Annotated in this window: 20 protein-coding genes and 1 tRNA gene; 9 read left to right on the forward strand and 12 right to left on the reverse strand. The window is 38.7% G+C overall.

What is annotated here, in order from left to right; genetic code table 11:
* Positions 1–80: 80 nt before the first annotated feature.
* The 6 genes from ACNI3T_RS03165 (at position 81) to ACNI3T_RS03190 (ending at position 5,153) form a co-directional block, all read left to right on the forward strand.
* Positions 81–164 (forward strand) — tRNA-Leu (locus tag ACNI3T_RS03165).
* Positions 165–322: 158 nt separating this feature from the next.
* Positions 323–1,225 carry a MerR family transcriptional regulator gene (locus tag ACNI3T_RS03170; RefSeq protein ID WP_322302138.1) on the forward strand — a complete coding sequence of 301 codons (903 nt, stop codon included), beginning with the start codon at positions 323–325 and terminating at the stop codon, positions 1,223–1,225.
* A gap of 9 nt (positions 1,226–1,234) precedes the next feature.
* Positions 1,235–2,701 carry a phytoene desaturase family protein gene (locus ACNI3T_RS03175; protein WP_418226594.1) on the forward strand — a complete coding sequence of 489 codons (1,467 nt, stop codon included), beginning with the start codon at positions 1,235–1,237 and terminating at the stop codon, positions 2,699–2,701.
* 3 nt (positions 2,702–2,704) lie between these two features.
* Complete coding sequence (locus ACNI3T_RS03180; RefSeq protein ID WP_418226595.1) at positions 2,705–3,544, forward strand: phytoene/squalene synthase family protein; 840 nt, start codon at positions 2,705–2,707, stop codon at positions 3,542–3,544.
* Positions 3,545–3,554: 10 nt separating this feature from the next.
* Positions 3,555–4,004, forward strand: a complete 450-nt coding sequence (locus ACNI3T_RS03185; protein WP_418226596.1) for a sterol desaturase family protein — start codon at positions 3,555–3,557, stop codon at positions 4,002–4,004.
* Between the two features lie 12 nt (positions 4,005–4,016).
* Positions 4,017–5,153, forward strand: a complete 1,137-nt coding sequence (locus ACNI3T_RS03190; RefSeq protein WP_418226597.1) for a lycopene cyclase family protein — start codon at positions 4,017–4,019, stop codon at positions 5,151–5,153.
* Here ACNI3T_RS03190 and ACNI3T_RS03195 read toward each other — a convergent pair whose 3' ends face one another.
* The 6 genes from ACNI3T_RS03195 to ACNI3T_RS03220 form a co-directional block, all read right to left on the reverse strand.
* Positions 5,154–5,714, reverse strand: a complete 561-nt coding sequence (locus ACNI3T_RS03195; protein ID WP_418226598.1) for a TlpA family protein disulfide reductase — start codon at positions 5,712–5,714, stop codon at positions 5,154–5,156. It abuts the gene before it with no gap.
* Between the two features lie 196 nt (positions 5,715–5,910).
* The gene (locus ACNI3T_RS03200) at positions 5,911–8,178 is read right to left on the reverse strand and encodes an aconitate hydratase (protein WP_418226599.1); all 2,268 of its coding nucleotides are present in this window, start codon (positions 8,176–8,178) and stop codon (positions 5,911–5,913) included.
* A gap of 184 nt (positions 8,179–8,362) precedes the next feature.
* The gene (locus ACNI3T_RS03205; RefSeq protein WP_322302132.1) at positions 8,363–8,665 is read right to left on the reverse strand and encodes a hypothetical protein; all 303 of its coding nucleotides are present in this window, start codon (positions 8,663–8,665) and stop codon (positions 8,363–8,365) included.
* The gene (locus ACNI3T_RS03210) at positions 8,665–9,615 is read right to left on the reverse strand and encodes an AAA family ATPase (protein WP_418226600.1); all 951 of its coding nucleotides are present in this window, start codon (positions 9,613–9,615) and stop codon (positions 8,665–8,667) included. Before ACNI3T_RS03210 ends, ACNI3T_RS03205 begins: the two co-directional genes overlap by 1 nt.
* A 3-nt stretch (positions 9,616–9,618) precedes the next feature.
* Complete coding sequence (locus ACNI3T_RS03215) at positions 9,619–11,067, reverse strand: peptidylprolyl isomerase (protein WP_418226601.1); 1,449 nt, start codon at positions 11,065–11,067, stop codon at positions 9,619–9,621.
* A complete protein-coding gene (locus tag ACNI3T_RS03220; protein ID WP_322302129.1) occupies positions 11,030–11,890 on the reverse strand; it encodes a peptidyl-prolyl cis-trans isomerase in 861 nt (286 codons plus the stop codon). Before ACNI3T_RS03220 ends, ACNI3T_RS03215 begins: the two co-directional genes overlap by 38 nt.
* Positions 11,891–12,087: 197 nt before the next feature.
* Here ACNI3T_RS03220 and ACNI3T_RS03225 point away from each other — a divergent pair, with 197 nt between their 5' ends.
* Both ACNI3T_RS03225 and ACNI3T_RS03230 read left to right on the forward strand, forming a co-directional pair.
* Positions 12,088–12,540, forward strand: coding sequence for an SRPBCC family protein (locus tag ACNI3T_RS03225; RefSeq protein WP_322302128.1), 453 nt, complete (start codon positions 12,088–12,090; stop codon positions 12,538–12,540).
* A 64-nt stretch (positions 12,541–12,604) separates the two neighbouring features.
* Positions 12,605–13,156: an OmpH/Skp family outer membrane protein gene (locus ACNI3T_RS03230; RefSeq protein WP_418226602.1), complete on the forward strand. Its 552-nt coding sequence runs from the start codon at positions 12,605–12,607 to the stop codon at positions 13,154–13,156.
* Positions 13,157–13,224: 68 nt separating this feature from the next.
* On the opposite strand, the gene guaB is transcribed toward ACNI3T_RS03230, so the two are convergent.
* Positions 13,225–14,697 carry an IMP dehydrogenase gene (gene guaB, locus ACNI3T_RS03235; protein ID WP_298246353.1) on the reverse strand — a complete coding sequence of 491 codons (1,473 nt, stop codon included), beginning with the start codon at positions 14,695–14,697 and terminating at the stop codon, positions 13,225–13,227.
* A 200-nt stretch (positions 14,698–14,897) separates the two neighbouring features.
* Between guaB and ACNI3T_RS03240 the strand changes: the two genes are divergently transcribed.
* Positions 14,898–15,140, forward strand: a complete 243-nt coding sequence (locus ACNI3T_RS03240; RefSeq protein ID WP_035695904.1) for a hypothetical protein — start codon at positions 14,898–14,900, stop codon at positions 15,138–15,140.
* Between the two features lies 1 nt (position 15,141).
* Here the strand turns inward: ACNI3T_RS03240 and ACNI3T_RS03245 are convergent, their stop codons facing one another.
* From ACNI3T_RS03245 to ACNI3T_RS03265, 5 genes are all read right to left on the reverse strand, one after another.
* Positions 15,142–17,574 (reverse strand): TonB-dependent receptor domain-containing protein, encoded by a 2,433-nt coding sequence (locus ACNI3T_RS03245; protein ID WP_418226603.1) that lies wholly within the window; start codon positions 17,572–17,574, stop codon positions 15,142–15,144.
* The gene (locus ACNI3T_RS03250) at positions 17,555–18,919 is read right to left on the reverse strand and encodes an HTTM domain-containing protein (protein WP_418226604.1); all 1,365 of its coding nucleotides are present in this window, start codon (positions 18,917–18,919) and stop codon (positions 17,555–17,557) included. The genes ACNI3T_RS03245 and ACNI3T_RS03250 overlap by 20 nt, the downstream gene beginning before the upstream one ends.
* 7 nt (positions 18,920–18,926) lie before the next feature.
* Positions 18,927–20,045, reverse strand: coding sequence for an imelysin family protein (locus tag ACNI3T_RS03255; protein ID WP_418226605.1), 1,119 nt, complete (start codon positions 20,043–20,045; stop codon positions 18,927–18,929).
* A gap of 43 nt (positions 20,046–20,088) precedes the next feature.
* Positions 20,089–21,300, reverse strand: coding sequence for a DUF4856 domain-containing protein (locus ACNI3T_RS03260; protein ID WP_418226606.1), 1,212 nt, complete (start codon positions 21,298–21,300; stop codon positions 20,089–20,091).
* Positions 21,301–21,434: 134 nt separating this feature from the next.
* Entirely contained in the window at positions 21,435–22,298 is an 864-nt protein-coding gene (locus ACNI3T_RS03265) for a hydroxymethylglutaryl-CoA lyase (RefSeq protein WP_418226607.1), read from the reverse strand.
* Between the last annotated feature and the right edge of the window lie 103 nt (positions 22,299–22,401).

The following is a 22,401-nucleotide window of genomic DNA, read 5'->3' on the forward strand; positions in this document are numbered from 1 at the left end:
AGCCAGATCACTATTTTACTTGCTTCGATTTTTAATCGAAACTTCGTGACCAGCCCTATGGAGACATTCCATAAACTCATACCCGAGTGCTGGAATTGGTAGACAGGCATGGTTGAGGGCCATGTGTCCATTAGGGCGTGCGGGTTCAAGTCCCGCCTCGGGTACTACTTTAAAGACAATATACAATTAGCCGCTGAGGCTTTTTTTTATACCCTATCTCAATTTTGTTTAATGTAACTTATGTTTTATTAAACATTTTAACTTTTCTCTATCACTTTCACTCTAAATTTTGTTTAGATTTGTTTAATAGCTTAAAAGAAGTATGGAACATATCAAACAAAATTTTAGCATCAAGGACCTGGAGCATTTAAGTGGAATTAAAGCTCACACCATTAGAATCTGGGAGAAGAGATATAAAATTCTCGATCCTGAGCGAACAGATACCAATATTCGTACTTATGATGGTGAAGACTTGCAGAAGCTCCTTAATATTTCATTTTTAAATATTCATGGGTATAAGATATCACGTATCTCCAAAATGAAAGAAGATGAAGTTCATGCGCTTGTAAGAAGAATTTCAGCTTCTTCAAGTGTAGAGAACAGAGCTAAAAATGCTTTCAAGCTAGCCATGATGAATTTTGATGACAGGCTGTTTCAAAAGACTTATAATGATCTGGTCTCTAAATTATCCTTTAGAGATGTTTTCTACGATGTTTTTATTCCGCTGCTTGAAGAAATTGGTTTGCTATGGCAGACTGATACCATCAAACCAATTCATGAGCATTATATTATAGAACTTATTAAACAAAAGATCTACATTAACATTGCCGAATTAAAATCCAATGGCGAGGAAGAGAATAATGACAAATTATACGTCCTTTTTCTCCCTTACAATGAAATCCATGACATTGGGATTTTGTATCTAAATTATGAGCTTTTAAACGCAGGTAAAAATGTTATTTACGTTGGTCCAAGTTTACCATTAGACAACATGGACTACCTCATGAAAATCCATAATGACCCGGTATTCGTAAGTTATCTTACCATCTCTCCCGTGAATACAGATGTTTCAGAATTTGTAAATGATTTTCAGGAGAAGTTATGCCAGGATAAGCCAAGAGAATTCTTATTATTTGGACAAAGAACGAAAGAAATTGATCAGGCTGCTCTTCCTGAAAATATCAAAGTACAGACATCAATTAAAGATTTTATAAATAGTCTCTAAAATTCCCCAATGCCAAAAAAGATAAATATCATAGGATCCGGTTTTTCATCTCTCGCAGCTTCCTGTTACCTGGCTCAGGCCGGTTATGACGTAGAAGTATTCGAGAAAAATGATACTGTAGGTGGTAGAGCCCGTCAATTAAAACGTGACGGATTTACTTTCGATATTGGTCCTACCTGGTACTGGATGCCAGATGTTTTTGAACGTTTCTTTTCTGACTTCGGAAAATCAGCTTCAGATTATTTCCAATTGAACAAATTAGATCCAGCTTATGAAGTTTACTTCGGTAAAGATGATTCCGTTATAATTCCTGGTAGCCTGCAAGAAATCTATGAAACCTTTGAAGAGGTTGAAAAAGGAAGCTCAGAAAAACTAAAGAAGTTCATTGAGAAAGCACGCGACAATTATAATATAGCCATTAAAGACCTGGTTTATCGTCCTGGCGTTTCGCCAATGGAACTCGTTACAACTGCGACCGCAACAAGGCTAGGGAGGTTTTTTACAAACATTAGTGGAGATGTTCGAAAAGAGTTTTCCAACGAAAAATTAAGACAGATTCTCGAATTTCCGGTGTTGTTCCTGGGAGCAAAGCCTAGTGATACTCCGGCTTTCTATAGTTTTATGAATTATGCCGACTTTGGATTGGGCACCTGGCATCCTCACGGAGGCATGTACAAGGTTATTGAAGGAATTACAGACCTTGCAGAGTCCTTAGGCGTTAAGTTTCACCTGAATGCTAATGTCGAGGCTATTACTACTGAAGATCGTGCAGCAAAAGCGCTAAAAATAGATGGGAAACTTTATCCCGCTGATATTATACTTTCTGGAGCAGATTATCACCATACAGAAACTTTGCTTCCGGAATTCGATAGACAATATTCTGAAAAGTACTGGAAGAAGAAAACCTTTGCACCTTCATCCCTACTCTTTTATGTAGGCTTTGACAAGAAACTGAAGAATGTATCTCACCACACCTTATTCTTTGACAGTAGTTTTAAGGATCATGCTAAAGCCATCTATGATGAAGCTGCCTGGCCAGAAGATCCACTATTCTATGCCAGTTTCCCTTCAAAAACTGATGATACAGTTGCTCCGGAAGGCATGGAAGCAGGAATTTTCTTAATTCCGCTTGCCCCAGACCTTGAAGATACCGATGAAATTAGGGAGCGCTATTTTAATATGATAATTGAACGTTTTCAGGCTCTTACAGGGCAGGAAATAAAAGGAAATATTATATTTAAAGAATCCTTCTGCGTAAAGGACTTTAAGGAAGCATATAATTCTTATAAAGGGAATGCCTATGGAATGGCAAATACACTTTTCCAGACAGCATTTCTAAGACCTAAAATTAGAAGTAAAAAGGTGGAAAAATTATATTTTACCGGGCAGTTAACCGTACCCGGGCCAGGTGTGCCACCATCCCTTATATCTGGGAAACTTGCAGCTGGACTGATACAACAAAATGAACAAAACTAATTTATGAAAGCGATTTTTGATACGGTATCCCGGTCCTGTAGCAAAACTGTTACCAATAGCTACAGCACTTCTTTTAGTCTGGCCACTAAGATGCTGGCCCCCTCTATCAGGCAGGATATTTATAATATTTATGGATTTGTAAGATTTGCAGACGAGATCGTGGATAGCTTTCATGATTATAACAAGGAACTATTGTTTAAAGATTTTGAAGCCGATCTATATAAAGCGCTGGATCAAAGGATTTCTCTTAATCCTATCCTGAATGCTTTTCAGGAAACAGTACATCGGTACGAAATAGAACCTCAACTTTACAAGGCTTTTATGGACAGTATGCGATTGGACCTCCATAAATCTGAATATCTGAGCATGGAAGAATACCGTCAATATATATACGGTAGCGCAGATGTTGTTGGCCTTATGTGTTTGAAAGTCTTCGTAAAAGGTGATCAGGCGAAGTATGAGGAATTAAAATCATCGGCAATGAGTCTCGGTTCGGCTTTTCAAAAGGTTAACTTCCTACGGGATCTTAAAGCAGATTACGAAGATCTTAGCAGGTCCTATTTTCCCAATGTTGACCTTTCAGAATTAGACGAAGTAAATAAACAACAGATCGTTGCTGAAATTGAAGAAGACTTCAGCAAAGGTTTGAGCGGGATCGCTCATCTTCCGGTAGAAGCTAAGTTTGGTGTGTACACCGCTTATATATATTATAAAAAATTACTTCAGAAACTTAAAAACGTCCCATCTTTGGAGATTAAAAATTGCCGGGTTCGTGTTCCGAATTATCAAAAGGCCGGACTACTGGCGAAATCTTACATTTCTTATAGACTGAATTTAATATAAATTGATGATGATGCAAGTGATATTATGGCTCTTAGTATTTTTTGGCACCTTTATGATGATGGAGGGAATGGCGTGGTTCACACACAAATATGTGATGCACGGGTTTTTATGGAAGTTACATAAGGATCACCACCACAAAGATCATAGTAGCTGGTGGGAACGAAACGATCTTTTCTTCGTTTTCTATGCTCTGGTGAGTATTGGATGTTTTCTCCTGTGGAAATATGAAGATATTTGGATTGGTCTTCCCATTGGACTAGGCATTCTCGCCTATGGAATCACGTATTTTACAGTGCATGATATCTTTATACACCAAAGGTTTAAGATCTTTAGAAATGCAAATAATAAATATGCTAAGGGTATAAGGCGGGCGCATAAAATGCACCATAAACATCTAGGAAAAGATGACGGTGAATGCTTCGGAATGCTATTCGTACCTTTTAAATATTTCAGAAAATAAAATAAACCCTAAATGATTACGCCGGACTATTACTACATCATTGTTGGTGGTGGACTGGCTGGGCTACAGCTTGCTCTAGAAATCAGGAAGGACATTTTCTTTAAAGGAAAGAAAATCGCGATTATTGATCCTTCACTTAAAAATGATAATGACAAAACCTGGTGTTTCTGGGAAGAAGGTTCAGGTAAATGGGATGAGCTTATTCAGAAGAAATGGCAGCAAGGATCATTTATAGCAGATTCCGTAGAGAAAGAACTGCATTTTGCACCTTATTCCTATAAGATGCTAAGATCCATTGACTTTTATCAATACGCAAAAAGCGAATTAACAAAGGATCCTGACACATACTTCATTCAGGATAAGATTAGTAGAATCGATGAAGTTACACGTACAGCTTTAGGTAAAAAAAAATCTTACACCGCTACTCATTTTTTTGATAGCAGACCACCACATTCATACAAAGATGATTCTGGATGCGCTAAAATATACCAGCATTTTAAAGGTATTAGTATTGAAACGCAGGAAGCTCAATTTGACCCTGAACGCTTTACCATGATGGATTATCGGGTCAAGTACAGGAACAGCACTTGCTTTACCTATGTCCTACCAGTATCTACTACATCCGCTCTTATAGAGTTCACCTTTTTTACTCCTTTTCTAACTGAAGGAAAAGTATATGATGAGCAACTGGAAAAATATATTCGAGAAGTTTTAAAAATCGATAATTATAAAATTACTGAAAGTGAAACTGGCGTAATTCCTATGACCGACTACCCTTTTCATAAACACAATTCCAAATATATTACGAAGATAGGAACGGCCGGCGGTTGGGTAAAGGCTTCTTCTGGGTATTCATTTAAGAGTACTGAACGAAAAGTAAGCAAGCTACTGGCAAATATTAAAAGTGGTAATATGCCGGCGCAAGGTCTGTTCAGCAAGAAATTTCAGCGGTATGACGCAATATTTCTGGATGTTCTGGAAAAACGGAATGATCTTGGTGAATCATTATTCACTAAATTCTACACTAAAAACAGTATCCAGCATATCTTTAAGTTTCTGGATGAAGAAACCACATTTTCCGAAGAGATCAAGATCATGCAGAGCATGTTTCATCCTCAGTTCTTAAAATCTTTTTTCAATAAATTATAACTACTCTTGCAGCAATTTATCAAGAGTGCTTCGGAAGCTATCCGAATTCCAGTCGGCAGAACCAACCTTGTCAATAACGATGTTTCCGGATTTTGAGATCACGTAGGTAGTTGGCAACGTTTTACCCAGCATTGGTTCAGGAGCTTTTGTGCGCATCTTATAGGAAGGTAAGGTAAAGCGTTTACGCTTCATATAATTATCAGTGGTTTGATGTTGTTCTCCGGAAACAAATACAAAACGCACCTTTTCACCATAATCCTCATAGACTTCCTGGAAACTTGGCATTTCTGCAATACATGGCGGACACCAGGTTGCCCAAAAATTGACTACGATAACTTCATTTTCAAATTCAGAAAATTCTATTCTTTTACCTCTCTTATCTTCCAGTATCCAATCATAACTTGCTAGTTTTTCCTGATTCTCTTCATCATTAACAGAAGGTGCAAAGGAAATAAGTTTGTTCACAAAGATCTGAACCGGCTTCCTGGTTTGAGGAATCACCATCACCAGAATTATCACGATGATGATAATATTTGACCACTGATTTTTGAATAGTTTCATAGCATTGCTTAAGTCCTGCAAAGAACGGAAAAATTACAATTTTGGACAGTGATCATTTTAAATCAATTTAGATAGAAGCTGAAAATTCTAACTTAAAAATCATTTGATTATTGATTTAATCCCGATACAAATATTCTAAAATTAAAAAACCTCAGGATCACTCCTGAGGTTTTTTTAGAACTATATAATTAATCACTTAAGCTGCGTTTTCCTTTTTAATAAGGTTTAATGCAGATCCATGCTTATACCACTCTATCTGTGGCTGATTATAAGTATGATTAGCTTTAATGGTATCCTTACTTCCATCTGCATGAACGATCTCTATAGTAAGAGGCGTATCTGGTGCAAAGTTTTCAAGATCTATAAAGTTAAAAGTATCATCTTCCTGAATAAGATCGTAATCACTTTCATTGGCGAAAGTAAGACCTAACATTCCCTGTTTCTTAAGGTTTGTCTCATGGATACGAGCAAAAGACTTAACAAGTACGACCTTAACACCTAAATGTCTTGGCTCCATAGCTGCATGCTCTCTTGAAGAACCTTCACCGTAGTTATGATCTCCTACTACAACTGTTGGAATTCCTGCTTTTTTGTATTCCCTCTGTACTGCCGGTACACCATCGTATTCACCAGTAAGCTGATTCTTTACAAAATTAGTCTTCTCGTTGTAAGCATTAATAGCTCCAATAAGACAGTTATTAGAAATATTGTCTAAATGTCCTCTATATCTCAACCATGGTCCTGCCATAGAAATATGGTCGGTAGTACATTTACCCCATGCTTTGATCAATAATTTAGCGCCAGTAAGATTTTTACCATCCCAAGGCTCGAAAGGTGTAAGCAATTGAAGTCTTTCGCTATCTTCAGCTACTTTAACTTCTACACTGCTTCCATCTTCATTTGGAGCAACATATCCAGCATCCTCAACAGCAAATCCTTTTGTAGGAAGTTCAATTCCCTGAGGTTCGTCCAGCATTACTTCCTCACCGTCCTCATTTATCAACTTATCACGAGTTGGATCGAAATCCAGTCTACCGGAAATTGCAATTGCTGCAACCATTTCCGGAGAACCTACAAAAGCGTGTGTATTTGGGTTTCCATCTGCACGTTTAGAGAAGTTACGGTTGAAAGAATGAACAATCGTGTTCTTCTCTTCACCTTTTCTATCTGAACGATCCCACTGACCAATACATGGTCCACAGGCATTGGTAAATATCGTTGCGTCAAGATCTTCAAAGATCTGAAGCAATCCATCTCTTTCAGCAGTAAATCTAATTTGTTCAGATCCCGGGTTAATTCCGAAGTCAGACTTAGCTTTTACTTTTTTATCCACCGCCTGTTTAGCGATAGAAGCCGCTCTGGTCAAATCTTCATAAGAAGAGTTCGTACAGGAACCAATTAGTCCCCAATCAACATTGATTGGCCAGTCATGCTCCTTAGCCTTCGCTCCCATTTCAGAAATAGGAGTCGCAAGGTCTGGAGTAAAAGGTCCGTTTAAGTGAGGTTTCAATTCATCTAAATTGATCTCAATCAATTCATCAAAATACTGTTCTGGGTTTGCGTATACCTCATCATCACCAGTTAAGTGCTCACGAACTTCATTTGCTGCATCGGCAACATCTGCACGGTTCGTAGCTCTCAGGTAACGCTCCATTGAGTCATCATAACCAAATGTAGAAGTAGTTGCACCAACTTCAGCACCCATATTACAGATAGTACCTTTACCTGTACAGGACAGGTTACGCGCACCTTCACCAAAATATTCTATGATTGCTCCGGTACCACCTTTTACAGTAAGAATACCTGCAACTTTTAAAATCACATCTTTAGAAGAAGTCCATCCAGAAAGTTTCCCGGTTAACTTCACTCCAATAAGTTTTGGAAATTTAAGTTCCCACGGCATTCCTGCCATAACATCTACAGCATCTGCTCCACCTACTCCAATAGCAACCATTCCTAATCCACCGGCGTTCACCGTGTGAGAATCGGTTCCAATCATCATTCCACCTGGAAATGCATAGTTTTCAAGAACAACCTGGTGAATAATACCTGCACCTGGTTTCCAGAATCCAATTCCGTATTTATTTGATACTGATTCCAGAAAATCAAAAACCTCACTACTACTTTTGTTTGCAGATTGCAAATCTATCGCAGCTCCCATTTTCGCCTGAATAAGGTGATCACAATGCACAGTTGTAGGAACAGCTACCTGTTTCTTACCTGCCTGCATAAATTGCAATAATGCCATTTGTGCGGTTGCATCCTGACAAGCAATTCTATCCGGAGAAAATTCTACATAATCCTTACCTCTTTGGAATGCTTCTTTAGCACTCCCATCCCACAAGTGAGAATAAAGGATCTTTTCTGAAAGCGTCAAAGGTTTACCAACAACTTCACGTGCTGTATTCACACGTTCCGCCATGTGGCTATACACCTTCTTAATCATATCAATATCGTATGCCATATTCTGTTTTGTTTTTATTCTAAAAAAGTCATGCAAAAATAGGAAATTTAGACCGATTTTAAAAATCAGGAGCAATAGTCAGAAATCACTATAAATTATTTCTGAAATTGTAATTTTTACGATGGAAAATTCAATAAAAATGAATTTTAGATTAGATTTCTAAGAATTCGATAATTATTGAAGTCTATATTGAATATCTGGCAGGTTCACGGAGCGTCTTTTGTCTTCGGAATAGATAAACTACAGGAGCCATAAAAGCGATGAAAAACATGGACAGGATCCAGAATGTTTTGTCGCGAAGTTTATTTAGTATCATATCCAGCAGAACGATGACCCAAAATCCAAATAAAAATACAGAGGATATAAATTTTAATATAAAAGCTGAAGATTCATCCAGTCCTGCCATGTTCGCAAGAAACTTATTACCAAAAGCGAGATAGAAAAGTATGGAAAAGAGAATTTTATAACGCTCTAGAAAATTGATCACTAGAATAAATTTTTGATGATTTGTTCAGCAGCAATACCTTCAGCCTCCGCCTTATAATTTCTTATGATACGATGCCTTAAAATTCCAATGGCAACCGCCTGAACATTTTCAATATCTGGTGAGAATTTACCATGAACTGCGGCATGAGTTTTTGCAGCCAGAATTAAGTTCTGAGAAGCTCTAGGTCCAGCACCCCAATCAATATAATTCTGAACAAAACCTGAAGCTTCTTTCCCAGGCCTAGTTTTCCCTACCAGTCTCACAGCGTATTCAATAACATTATCTGGCACAGGGATACGCCGAATCACTTGTTGAATTTCTGATATTTCTGCAGCATTAAATAATGGATTCACTGTTTTCTGAACATCTGTGGTCGTAGATTTCACAACATCCACTTCTTCCTGAAAACTTGGATATTCAAGATTTATTGCAAACATAAACCTGTCAAGCTGAGCTTCAGGCAATGGATAGGTTCCCTCCTGCTCAATCGGGTTTTGCGTAGCCAGAACAAAATAGGGTTTATCTAGCTTGTAATGATGACCGGCTACCGTTACAGCTCGTTCCTGCATGGCTTCAAGTAATGCTGCCTGTGTTTTTGGAGGAGTACGGTTGATCTCATCTGCGAGTAGTATATTAGTGAAAACCGGACCCTTAATGAACTTGAATTTCCGATTTTCATCCAGGATCTCAGATCCCAGAATATCGCTGGGCATAAGATCTGGGGTGAATTGTATTCTTTTGAAATCCAGACCAAGCGCTTTTGCGATGGTATTGACCATCAACGTTTTTGCAAGGCCTGGAACACCGATCAATAATGAATGTCCCCCTGAAAATATAGAAAGTAAAACCTGTTGCACAACCTCATCCTGACCAACGATCACTTTCGCGATCTCTGTTCTTAGTTCGGCGTGTTTCTTTACCAGGTTTTCTATCAGGGCAACGTCAGACATTAATTATTGTTTTAACCAGTCATTAGCATAATCACAATCACGGTATTTTCCGTTCACTTTAATGTAAGTATCTGCGATCTTCTCTTTTTGCCACTTTTCGATAACGTCGAGCTGTTTATCTCTTAATGCAAGTTCCTTGATCTTAAGGTAATCTGTAGCATAATCTGCTTCATGCTCCTCAATTTTCTTAGTAACCTTGATAATCTTGAATTGTGGTCTTCCTGTTCTGTCCTGTTGTGTAAGAACAAGGGAAACTTCACCTTCATCTAAGGATTCCACCTGCTCAAATAATTTAGGATCGATCTTGGTCAGTTCAAATCTGGTGTCACCGGTTCTTGGATTGATCAATTTCCCACCTTCAGTTTTAGTTTCTTCTTCATCTGAAGCTTCTCGAGCAGCCGCCGCAAACTCTAGGTCTCCTTTTACGATCTTACTTCTTAAAGTATCGATTTCAGCTTTCGCTGCCTGCACAGAAGCATTTGTTACATCTGGGATCAACAATATATGTCTAAGTTCTACGGTTTGCCCACGAATTTTGTCGATCTGGATAATATGGTAACCAAATTCAGTTTCAAAAGGTTCACTAACCTCACCTTCCTGCAGACTAAAGGCTACGTCCTTAAATTCTTTTACAAAGGCATCTTTTCTGGTTAAGGTAATTCTACCACCATCTGGAGCAGTCCCTGGATCCTGTGAATATAAAACTGCTTTGGTAGAAAAACTTGAACCGTTCTCTTCAATATCAGCTTTGAAACCTTTCAGTCTATCTATAACTTTCTGACTTTCTTCCTGAGGAATTTCAGGTTCGATCACAATTTGTGAAAGTTCAATTTCAGTACCAAACATTGGTTTTTCCTCCATTTGCACGTAGTACTGTCTTACTTCTTCCGGAGTAACCTCCAGATCCTGAATGATCTTTTCCTGCATTTGCTGCGCAAGCTGTCTTTGTTTGGTAAGTGTAAAGATCTCATCCCTTAATTCGGCTTCGCTATCTTTTTTGTAGAATTCAAGCACTTTCTCCATAGAACCAGCCTGTTGCTGCAATCCCTGTATCTGTTGATCAACAATTCCATTAATCTGGTTGTCGTTAATAATGATACTATCCTGTATCGCATGATGGGCGTACAATTTGTTCTCCATTAGAGAACCTGCCAGTTTACAATCATTCACCTCTGCCGTAGTCATCCCCTGTGACTGCATATCTTTATACATCAGGTCGATATCACTTTCAAGAATGATATATTCTCCAACTACTGCAGCGATACCATCAACCTTCATACGCTGTTTCCCCTGCATTTCGTTTTCCACTTGCTTCACCTCAGCATCTGGCTGGATCGACGTACTATCTGTTACGATCACTTCCTGTGAAAATCCAAGAGCCGTGAACATCATGCACACTCCTGAAAATAGCGGTTTAATTGTAGATTTCAAATTCATTATTTTTAATTGCATCTTTAGTAATATCCTTTTCTAATTCTTTAATAAGCGATTGCTTTCTCTTATTCAGCAAAATCTCGCGAATGGTTGCTGAAGCATAATCTAAAGGAGCCTGTTCATTTCTTGCCAGTACATCATTCACATAAACAAGGTACACATTTAATGAATCCTTTAACTCCAGGAAATTTGATTTTCGCAATAGCTTGGACCGATCCTCAACAGAAAGCGGACCAATTTTATCATAAACAGATTTTGTTTTAACCCAAACAGAATCGTTCATACTATAATTTTTAAACTGAATCGCCATATTGCTTAATGCTTCCTGATCTTCAGCATCAAAGCGGCGAAATTTAGTTCTTATTTCATCAAGGTTGTTCGTATTCTTCGGAAGATTAATATACCTGAGTTTTACAAGGTCCTCATTCAGAATAAAATTTTCCCCATTCTTCTCATAATAAGCCTCGATCTCGTTCTTGTTGAGGGAGGTATCAAGATCCCGGGTGACAATGGCATCTGTATAAGCATTGGTATACAACTCATTCTTATAGTTCTCCACCAGGGCATTGAATTCTGCCTGTTGTTCTCCGGGTAAATTAAGCTTAGCCCGGTCGATCAATAATTGCTGAGTAGCCCAACGAGTCACATAATTACCAACAATAATCGCACTGTCTTCTGGAGAGGTATCTTCATCAATAAGAGACTGTATATCCTCCTCGTACAAATAAGAATCATTGACTCTTACTACCTGTACCCTGTTATCGGTTTGCTGAAAATACTCACAACTGCCAAAAAGCAAGGAGCACAATCCAAGGTAAAACCAATAAAAACGTCTATTCAAAATCAATCGTTTAAGCACCTCTTTTATTAAGCTGAAAACACCTTCAGCTCTTACTAAACTTACTATCCGCGCAAAAATAACAATTACTTGAGGTTCTGCAAGCTAAAGGCATAACGAATAAGCAACCTACGAAATTATAAATTCTGAAAGATTTTTATTTCCGTAGTATCTTTAGACTGAAGCTAAAGCAACATCATATGAAATACGAACAGAAAATTGTGATAAACAAACCTCTTAATGAGGTCATAGAAAAATTTTCAGATCCGGAAAGTCTTAAACACTGGCAGGAAGGTTTTATTTTCATGAAACCCATAAACGGAGTACTTGGAGAAAAAGGCTCTCAAAATCTTCTGAAGTTCAAGATGAATGGTCGTGAGATCGAAATGACCGAGACCATACTTGCCAACGAACTTCCTCTAAAATATGAAGCTACTTATATTGCTAAAGGAGTATTTAACCAACAGGCTAATTATTTCGAGGAGATCGAACCTGGGAAAACGCTGTGGCGTGCGCATAATGAGTTCAGATTCTCAGGGTTTATGAAAGCTATTGGAATGTTGATGCCCGGAGCGTTCAAGAAACAATCAAAACAATTCATGACAGATTTCAAAGCTTTTGCTGAAGAAGGTAAAAGTGTGCTCGATAAATAATTAATTTTCTGAAGGATAGCTGATATTTACCTCAGCCTGTTATATTTGCGAAAAAATATTTAGAATGAAACGATTAAGTATTGCCATTTTAATGCTATTTGTAGTAATTTCTGCAAACGCACAATCAAAAATTGGAACTATTGATGCAGAATATATTCTGGCTCAAATGCCAGAAAATGCTGAAGTAAATAAATCTCTGGAAGTTTACAACGAAGAGCTTCAGAGCGACCTTAAGAACACTATTGGAAAATACGAAACAGCGGTAAAGGAATACCAAGAAACCAATGTAGGTCTTACCGATGATGTTAAAAAAGAAAAGGAAAACGAGATCATTGGAATGGAGAATGAGATCAAAGGCTTCAGACAGAAAGCATCTGTAATGCTTCAAATGAAGAGAAGTGAACTAACCGGTCCGCTTTATGGAAAGATCGATACAGCAATGAAAGAAGTGATCCAGGAAGAAGGTTACACTCAGATTTTTCATTCTGGTTCTGGCGGACTTGCATTCTCAAGAGAACAGGATGATATCACGCTTAAAGTGATGGAAAAAATGGGTATAGAAGTAAAACCTGAAACTACTCAACAGGCTGCTGGGTCTACTACCACAGAAAACTAGAAACTCCAGTTGATTCAAACAAAAAAGCCCTGCAAATTGCAGGGCTTTTTTTATTCCAATTTCTTAGATTATCTACTGTAATTAGGAGATTCCTTTGTGATCGTCACATCATGGGGATGACTTTCGTGGACTCCGGCAGCTGTAATTCTAACAAACTTCCCAGTTTCCTTCAAGGTTTCCACATCTCCTGCACCGCAATAACCCATTCCGGCTTTGAGCCCACCAATGAACTGGTGAATACTTTCTTCCAGGTCTCCTTTGTAAGGAACTCTTCCTACGATTCCTTCTGGAACAAGTTTCTTAATATCATCTTCCACATCCTGGAAGTATCGATCTTTCGAACCTTTTTCCATAGCTTCAACAGATCCCATTCCACGGTAAGACTTGAATTTACGACCTTCATATATGATCGTTTCACCCGGTGATTCCTTAGTTCCTGCCAGCAGCGAACCAAGCATCACGCAATCTGCGCCTGCAGCGATCGCCTTTGGAATGTCTCCGGTATAACGAATTCCTCCATCGGCAATTACCGGTACGCCAGAACCTTTAATTGCTGCTGCAACCTCCAGCACTGCTGAAAATTGTGGAAAACCAACTCCCGCCACAACTCGCGTTGTACAAATAGAACCTGGTCCAATCCCTACTTTTACAGCATCTGCACCTGCATCAACCAGGTATTTAGCAGCTTCTCCGGTAGCGATATTTCCAACAACTACGTCAAGATCTGGGAATTTTTTCTTTACTTCTTTAAGCACCTGGACCACACCTTTAGTATGACCATGGGCGGTATCTATAATGATCGCGTCCACCCCTGCATTTACTAAAGCTTCAGCGCGGTCCACTGCATCGCCGGTGACACCCACTGCTGCGGCTACGCGAAGTCTTCCGTAGGTATCCTTATTAGCCATGGGTTTTTGGGTAAGTTTAGTGATATCACGAAAAGTGATCAAACCAACCAGTTTATCCTCAGCGTTTACAACTGGAAGTTTTTCAATCTTGTTTTCCTGTAGAATAACTTCTGCATCCTCCAATGAAGTTCCTTCAGAAACGGTTACCAGGTTTTCTGAGGTCATTACCTCTTGTATAGGTCTTCCTGTATTCTTTTCGAATCTTAGGTCACGATTGGTTACAATTCCAATAAGTTTCCCGGCATCATCTACAATTGGAATTCCTCCAATGCTATGTTCTTTCATGGAATCTTTAGCATCTCCAACCTTGGCTGTAATTGGCAAGGTAACAGGATCTATGATCATCCCGCTTTCTGCACGCTTTACCTTCCTAACTTTCAAAGCCTGCTGCTCGATCGTCATGTTCTTGTGAAGTACGCCAATTCCTCCTTCTCTAGCCATGGCAATTGCCATTCTGGATTCGGTCACGGTATCCATCGCTGCGGAAACGATAGGAACGTTAATTGGAATATTGCGTGTAAATTTTGACTGAATGCTTACTTCTCTTGGGAGAACTTCAGAGTATGCCGGTACTAAAAGTACATCGTCATAAGTGAGTCCGTCACCTAGAATTTTGGAATCGTGTGCGATCATTGCAATTAGAGATTTAATTGCATGCAAAGATATGGTTTATAAGTGACAATCAATGAAGTATTCCACTTAACAAAACATAAATCTCCTTTTAGAAATGGAAAACGCGAAGGTTTACACTTTTATCTAATTATATGGCTTGCAGGTATTTAAATTCATTCTTAATGAATAGCACGTTATCTTTAGTTTAAAATGAATCGATTATGAGTATTAGACTAGGAAACAGCTGCACCAATTGCGACAATTTTCAGAATAACTTTTGCACTAAACATGAGACCGCAGTTAATGTACAACATACCTGCGACAGTTTTGAAATGAAAGCGGCTATTAAAAATGAGAAGAATTGCCTTAATTGTGCCAGATATGAAAGTCCAACCTGTGCGAATCCTCAAAAAGCAGCACCAGGAATGTTATGCAGTCACTGGGCACCGCAAGCTACTGCGTGATCTATAATTTTATCTGCAGACTTGAATACCAGGTAAGCGGCTGTGCGGGAATAATCCCTGGCCCGGGATATCCTGTGGCTCTACGTGTAAAATAACTATTGTCTAAAAGGTTATTGATCCCGGCTTCCAGCTTAAATATGCCAAGGGTATAGCTAGCAGATACATCCATAATTCCATAAGATGGAATGGAACCTCGAATTCCATTGATCCTATCATCTACATCCTGAGGAGCATTCGTAGCGTCAGAGAACTGTTCAGATAAATAGGTATATTGAAGACCTGCGAGAAAGTTTTTATAACCAAAGTTAAGACCGGTTTTCAGGTTTACCTTTGGAATAAATTCAACCTCATTTCCTTCTACGTTGATCTCATTAGAATCCACATATTCAGAGCTTGTAAAGGCAGCATTCACAAAATAGTTGAGCTTATGATCTTCAGAAGTTTCAAAAAAAGTATTCTTCAGATCCCAGTCAGCGAATGTTTCCAAACCGTATATAAAGGCATCGCCAATATTAGATTTGTATCGGTAGTAATCCGTATCTGTAGCCACATCCACTACTCCTATCCTGTCATTATACCTTAATCCAAAAACGCTTACATCATAAGAAACCTTATCGGCAAGTCTTCCACGCACACCAACATCTGCAGTGAAACCTTCTTCATCGGTAATTTCAGGATCTATGACAAGATTGGGATTCACAACTCTAATATCATTAAAGGTAACAGACCTGTAATTCTGGGAGATATTTGCGTAGAGTTCGTTCTTAGGATTCAGGGAATAACTCGATCCAACACCAAGTAAAACAAAAGAACGCTCGAAATCACGACTATCTTCTACAGTTTCATTCTGAAGTGGATTTCCTGCCAGATCCAGTATAATATTTTTGTAAGACCCTTGAGAAGCAGTGTTTATATATTCAAATCTAAAGCCGGGAGTAACCGATAATCTTTCAGAAATATTAAAAATGTTCTCTCCAAAAATTGCAAGGTTCTTATTTGGGAAGTTAAACTCAGCCTGTCTTGCGTAATCTGGGTATGTTGCATCTGCAAAGGAGAAATCGGGACCGGTCGTATTACTGCCAGGTCCTTGTCTCTGGTCATTATTGGCATCATAATACTTTGCACCAATTAGAAAAACCGACTGATCATTAAGAAGGTCGTACCTTGTTAAGAACCTCGTTTCTATTCCCCAGTTAGAAAAATTGTCTACCAGCAATTCTCTTGGCGCAGCAAGATCATCTACCTGGGAAACTCTATCCACTCTAAATCCCAGCACTTTTCTTGTTGCATCCAGTCCAAAGAAATTTACGCTAATATCTGTTCTGTCTGTAAGTTTGTGTTGCAGTTTCAAGGCAAAAAGATTCCAGTTAACATCGAACCAATTCCTCTCCCGATTGCTGAATTCAGGATCTTCATAGAATTGAAAATCTGAAAGCCCTCCCGGTTGTTGTGCCAGGTAATCCAGGTACGTATACTCAAAACTAATATTGGTGCGATCACTTAACTGGTAACCAAGATGTGCGAATACATTCCTGGAATCGTAACCAGAATTTGGCCGGAAACCTTCCCCGCCTTTATAATGAAAATAAGTGTAATAACTCAATTTACCTACAGTTCCACTAAGGCTGTTGAAACTGGTAAAAAGATCATACGAGCCTACACTCTGCCTGGAAATTAGCTCTATCTTTTTATCCTTTACCGGTTCTTTGAATTTGAAGTTGATCATCCCGCCAAACTGTGTCCCATATTGCAAGGATGCGGCTCCACGAACCACCTGAATCTCCTTAAGAGCTTCTGCAGGAGGTGTGTAGTAGCTTTCAGGATATCCCAAAACATCGGCGGAAATATCGTAACCGTTTTGCCTGGTATTAAAATTCTGGGTTCGGTTAGGATCAAGCCCGCGACCTCCAATATTTAATTGCAGACCTGCATCGCCATTATCATAAATGTTGAGTCCTACCACCTGATTATAGATCTGTCTGGCATTATTCGCCGCCAGGTTTCCAACTGTTTTATCAAGCAGAACCACCTCACTTTTCTTACCTGCATAAATCGCAGTTCCTTCTACTTTACGCAGTTTTCGAAGGGCGAAGATCTGTTCCCTGCGATTAGTGATCATTACTTCACTAAGGTTATTGGAAAGTTTTGCAAGCTCAAAATTCACTTGGGTATCAGCATTTATAAAGATCTCTTTATCTGCGATCGCATATTCAAAACTGAAAACTGCAAATTCGTAATTACCCTCCTGAAGATTCTCTATTCTGAAAATCCCATCTTCATTAGTAAGTACCATTTCTGAAACTGTTTTGTTCCATACTTCAGCATTAGCAATAGGAGAACCGTCTTCAACTGAAGTAACCGTTCCACTAACCGTAAACTGGGCCTGAGCCAGTGAAGTAAACAAGAATATGATACTAAAGACCTTTAATTTCATCCTGGAATGGTAATATGAATTCTTTGTGTTCAAACGAGTTGGCAAAATTAAGCAAATTTACATCAGGATCGATGTAAGGCGCACTCTTTCTGCCGTTAAGCGCCACGTAGTTCTCTACGTAAATTTCAATATTCTTGTGACCATCCTTGCTGAAATGATCTTCAAGAAATTTCGCGTATTGCAAAATAAAATCTGGTTGGAAGGACATCTGTTTTTCCTGGAAAGGAGTCAGAAAATCTGAATTATTAACGTAAAAACGATTTCCGGTTTGAGCATCTACTATCTTAAACTGAGCGTAACCAGCTTTTTCCATGAGCATCACCCGCCAGCTGAATCTAAAACCTTCTTCAGTCCAGAATAATTCTCCCGGGTATGCTAAATATCTCCATGGTAGTAGAAGCTGAATTGTAAAGAATATCACTACGACAGTTCTCACGATCTTACCAGTAATATCAGGAAACTGGTATACTTCAGAAGTATCGAATCTTGATTTATTGATCTTAAATATTTCAGCAATAAACTTCAGGATCCTGTGGTGCAGCTTCGGACTAAAAAATACCAAGGCGCTTACGATCATGATGTAAGGGAACATTCCGATAGGAAAAAGTACACGGGTGAGTACATGAAAAATGATCACCATGATAAAAGCTGCAAATCGTGTACGACGCCACAGTAATAGGAATGGTATGAAAAGATCGTATAACATCCCGCTCCAGCTAAAGGCATAATGCAACCATTCCTGCTGCATGATGTCGCCCAGCCACGGCAGATCATATTTGGAGGGTAGCCAGATTTTTAAAGGCATGGCTCTTAACAACCAATCTGAATTTAGTTTTGCCAGTCCCGCATAGAAATATACGATCGCTAGAAGCAGTTTTAAAGAATCCACGCACCAGGCCGGTACTTTTTGAAAGGAATTCTTTTTATCTCTCCAGGCATCTATAGAAAAATAGACATTCGCGGGAAGAAAGATCATCAAAAAGCTCAGGATACTAATAAAATAATAGTGGTTCAAATAAGTTGTCTTATCCATGAGCTCGATATAAGTGAAACTCAGGAAAAACACGATAATAGATAGTCGGTATTTGAAACCTGCTGCGACAGCCAGGGCAGAAAGCCCACAGATGATAAATATCAGATAGGTATACTCACCTATTGGCTGTACCCATTCAAATCCATAATAAGAGAAGAAAAATTTAGGGGCAATATAAAGTTTCTCGATCCAGCCGTTGGCCCAGAAACGCACGATACTGGCAAACATCATCAAACCAAAAAATAAACGAAAAGCCGCCAAAGGGGCAGCTTCCGTAGACTTTTTTAGATATTTATTTGCAGAAAACAGCATTCAGATATTAATCTCCATCTGAATCTACATAATCTACGCTAATCGATAATGCCTGCATCATATCAACTTTTAGTAGAATCACAGCCTTCTGCAATTCGTCATAAGCTTCCAGCATTTTAGTGTTATCTTTTTCAACCTGTGATTTCAGATTCGTTTCCAGAGATGAACTTTGAGATTGGATGGCATCTAATTGATCTTCAATTAAACTAGCCAGATCTGCTCCGTCTTTCATACTATCCAGATACTCCAGATATTGTTTGTAGCTGCTTCCAGTTCCATTTCCTGAATAATGTCTTCCGTAGAAAAAGTCTTCAAAGCTCTGCACCGCTTCCAGGTAAAGTTCTCTAGAAATCTCACCGTTAAAACGCGCTTCTACATTAGAAGGAGATGCCGTTCCTGTAAAAGCACCTGCCGGGAATCCTATTTTTCCAGATCTAAGAATCTTCTCGAAGTACATTACATAGTCATTCGTAAATTTATCAACAGAACCTGTACTTGATGAGGAAGTATTGCTTACAAAAGTATCTCTGTAATCTCCATTCCATGAATTTGAAACCTCAGTAGTAAGAGCATTCATTCTTGAGGCTACAGCATTTAAATAAGTACGGTAGTTCTCGTTTGAGCTATATATAGCAACGGTTTCTTCCGAAGTTCCCATACCGAATAAAAGGTAATCCAAAGCTGGCAGTCCCTGTTCTGCAAAACTGGATGGTAATTCCAGATTGAAAGAACCTGAACTTATTTTAGAATCGATATTCGAGGTATTTGCAGGATAGGTATTTAGATAATTACGATAGTTAATTTCCTCTGCCTTTCCAACCTGGAACATAGAAACCGACTGGAAGCTCTTGTATGCATCCACATAAGCCTCACGAAGTTGCTGCAAACCTGCAGCGTCTGGAGCAGCAGTAAAAGTAGCAGCTGCCGTTTCCACATTCTGAGTCTTAGTAACCATGTTATTGTAAGCAGGGACAATGATATTATCTGCCCAGTTTACAAGCATTGCGCCACGATCAAAAGAATCTGTTCCTCCAGTTTCCCCACCTGTCTCTGTGCCGTCATCTTCAGAAGAACAAGCAGCGAAGATCAGTGCAAATACAATGAATAGTCTTGAAAATTTAATCATATCGTTTAATTGAAAAACCGGAGCACAAGACTCCGGTAAATTATTATTCTGCAGCTTCAGCTACACTAAAATCAAATTCTGCAGCGATCTTTTCTGAAATACTGTCCAGAGTATCAGGACTTACTTCCCAGAAACCATTTCCGCTTAATAATTGATCTTTAAAATTATTGATATCAGACACGCTTACATAAGGCATGTTCGTCATAGGATCATTGGTGAATCTTAAGCTATAAAGGAAACCATAACCTTCAGATAGTGCATGGAATGCTGCTCCAAACTCACCATTTGCAAGAAGGTTCTTACCATCCTGCAGATAGTAAACTGCTCTTACCGCGATAGTTTTGGAAATATTCTCACGAATAATAGCAACCTGCTCATCACGTACTACGTAATTCCCTGCAACGATTGCTGCTCTACCAGTTTTAAAGGCTTCAAAAGTTTCTTCAGCTATTCCGGCGAAATCTTCATCTTCATCCACCTGTCCTAAATAGCTAAACAATAATCTGTCATCGCTTTCATTCAGGATAGAATTTGGATTGGAAGCAGGAATTGATGGATCACCATATAAGTAACCATAAGCTTCATCCCACTTATGCTCCATTGTAGTGTAATTTTTACCCTCTTCCGGAAGCTCATCATCATTATTCAACCTATTATCTGCTTCGTCAAGAACTGGCTGAGATAGGTAATTATTAAGAATTTGATCTGCAAGAAGACCACCAATAAGTGACTTTGCAAATGCCTGATTCAATTCCAGACCTTTTCCGTTCACGTATCTTACACGCGTTCCCTGTGCAATCTGTCCTGCCTGACCTGCTTCTGCAAGCATATCTTTATTAGCTTTAACAGTAGTCATTTGCTCGGTGATCCAGGATTCAAAATCAGATTTGATCTCACTGGCTTCTACATTATTGGTAGAAAAATACAGGTTTGAAGCTGCTACTTTGGATTTGATACTTTTACTGGAAGCATTAAGATCTTCATTAGCGAAAGGTGAATTTTCATTCGCGAACATATTCAGCAACATTTCTTCTGAAGCGTTGTCAAAATCGGTAAAGTTTGATAGAAGTTCAGCAGACATTTGTAGTCTGGTAGTTTGTCCTTCAAAGTTTACAGTAGATTCACCGTTTCTCGTAAAATCGTAAGAAACCGGAACTTCAATATTTTTCTCGTTTAGAATATCAGCATCATCATCAGATGAACATGAGCTTAAAGTAAGGGCTGCAACAAAGGCTGAAACGAACAGCTTTTTCATATAGTTTTATTTAGACTGGTTTAAAATAACTAATTCCAGCGCAAATATAATATGAGGTTGTAATTACCGCAAGTTTATTTAGATTAATTTTAAATAGGTTTTATTAATACCTCTTTAGAATTCAATAAGGAGTATTAATGGTAGGCGTTGAAGATTTTTGAAGCCTCGTTATAAGATGACTCAAAACTGGTCATTTTAATATTACTATCTACTTTGGCAGCATTGAAATAGGAGAGCATTTTTTCTGAAGGCATGTTCCCTGTTAGTTCATCTTTAGCCATAGGGCAACCGCCAAATCCTTGAATTGCGCCATCAAACCTTCTACATCCAGCCTTGTAGGCAGCGTCGATCTTTTCATGCCATTTTGCCGGAGTTGTATGCAAATGGGCTCCAAATTCCACCTCAGGATATTTGGGAATAAGGTTTGAAAACAAATATTCAATGATATCTGGCGAAGATGTTCCAACAGTATCTGAAAGGCTCAGGATCTTTACTCCCATTCCCGCCAGCTTTTCTGTCCATTCTCCCACGATTTCCACGCTCCATGGATCTCCATATGGATTCCCAAAGCCCATGCTCAGGTAAGCGACTACTTCTTTGTTGCAAGAGTTTGCAATATCAAGGATCTCCTGCAAAACCTCTACAGATTCTGCTATGGTTTTATGAGTATTCCGCATTTGAAAATTTTCTGAAATCGAAAATGGATATCCCAGGTAATCAATTTCTTCAAATTCTGAAGCATCCTGTGCTCCGCGAGTATTGGCTACGATGGCAAGTAATTTGGACTGCGTTTTAGAAAGATCCAATCTTGAAAGCAGATCTGCCGTATCTTTCATTTGCGGGATAGCCTTGGGTGAAACAAAACTTCCAAAGTCGATAGTATCAAATCCGCATCTTAAAAGGGACTGAATATACTGCGCCTTTTTCTCTGTAGGAATGAATTCTTTAATTCCCTGCATCGCATCGCGGGGACATTCGATTAGTTTCACTTGAGCCATATGGTCAAAGATAGTATTTTAAAGAAAATTTAAAAAGAATATAGTTTCATTGATAATCTGAAATTTCAGAATCAATTATTCCCAGGATAGCTAAGGATTCTAC

Origin of the sequence: Christiangramia qingdaonensis, assembly GCF_048381525.1 — a bacterium.
Lineage (GTDB): Bacteria > Bacteroidota > Bacteroidia > Flavobacteriales > Flavobacteriaceae > Christiangramia.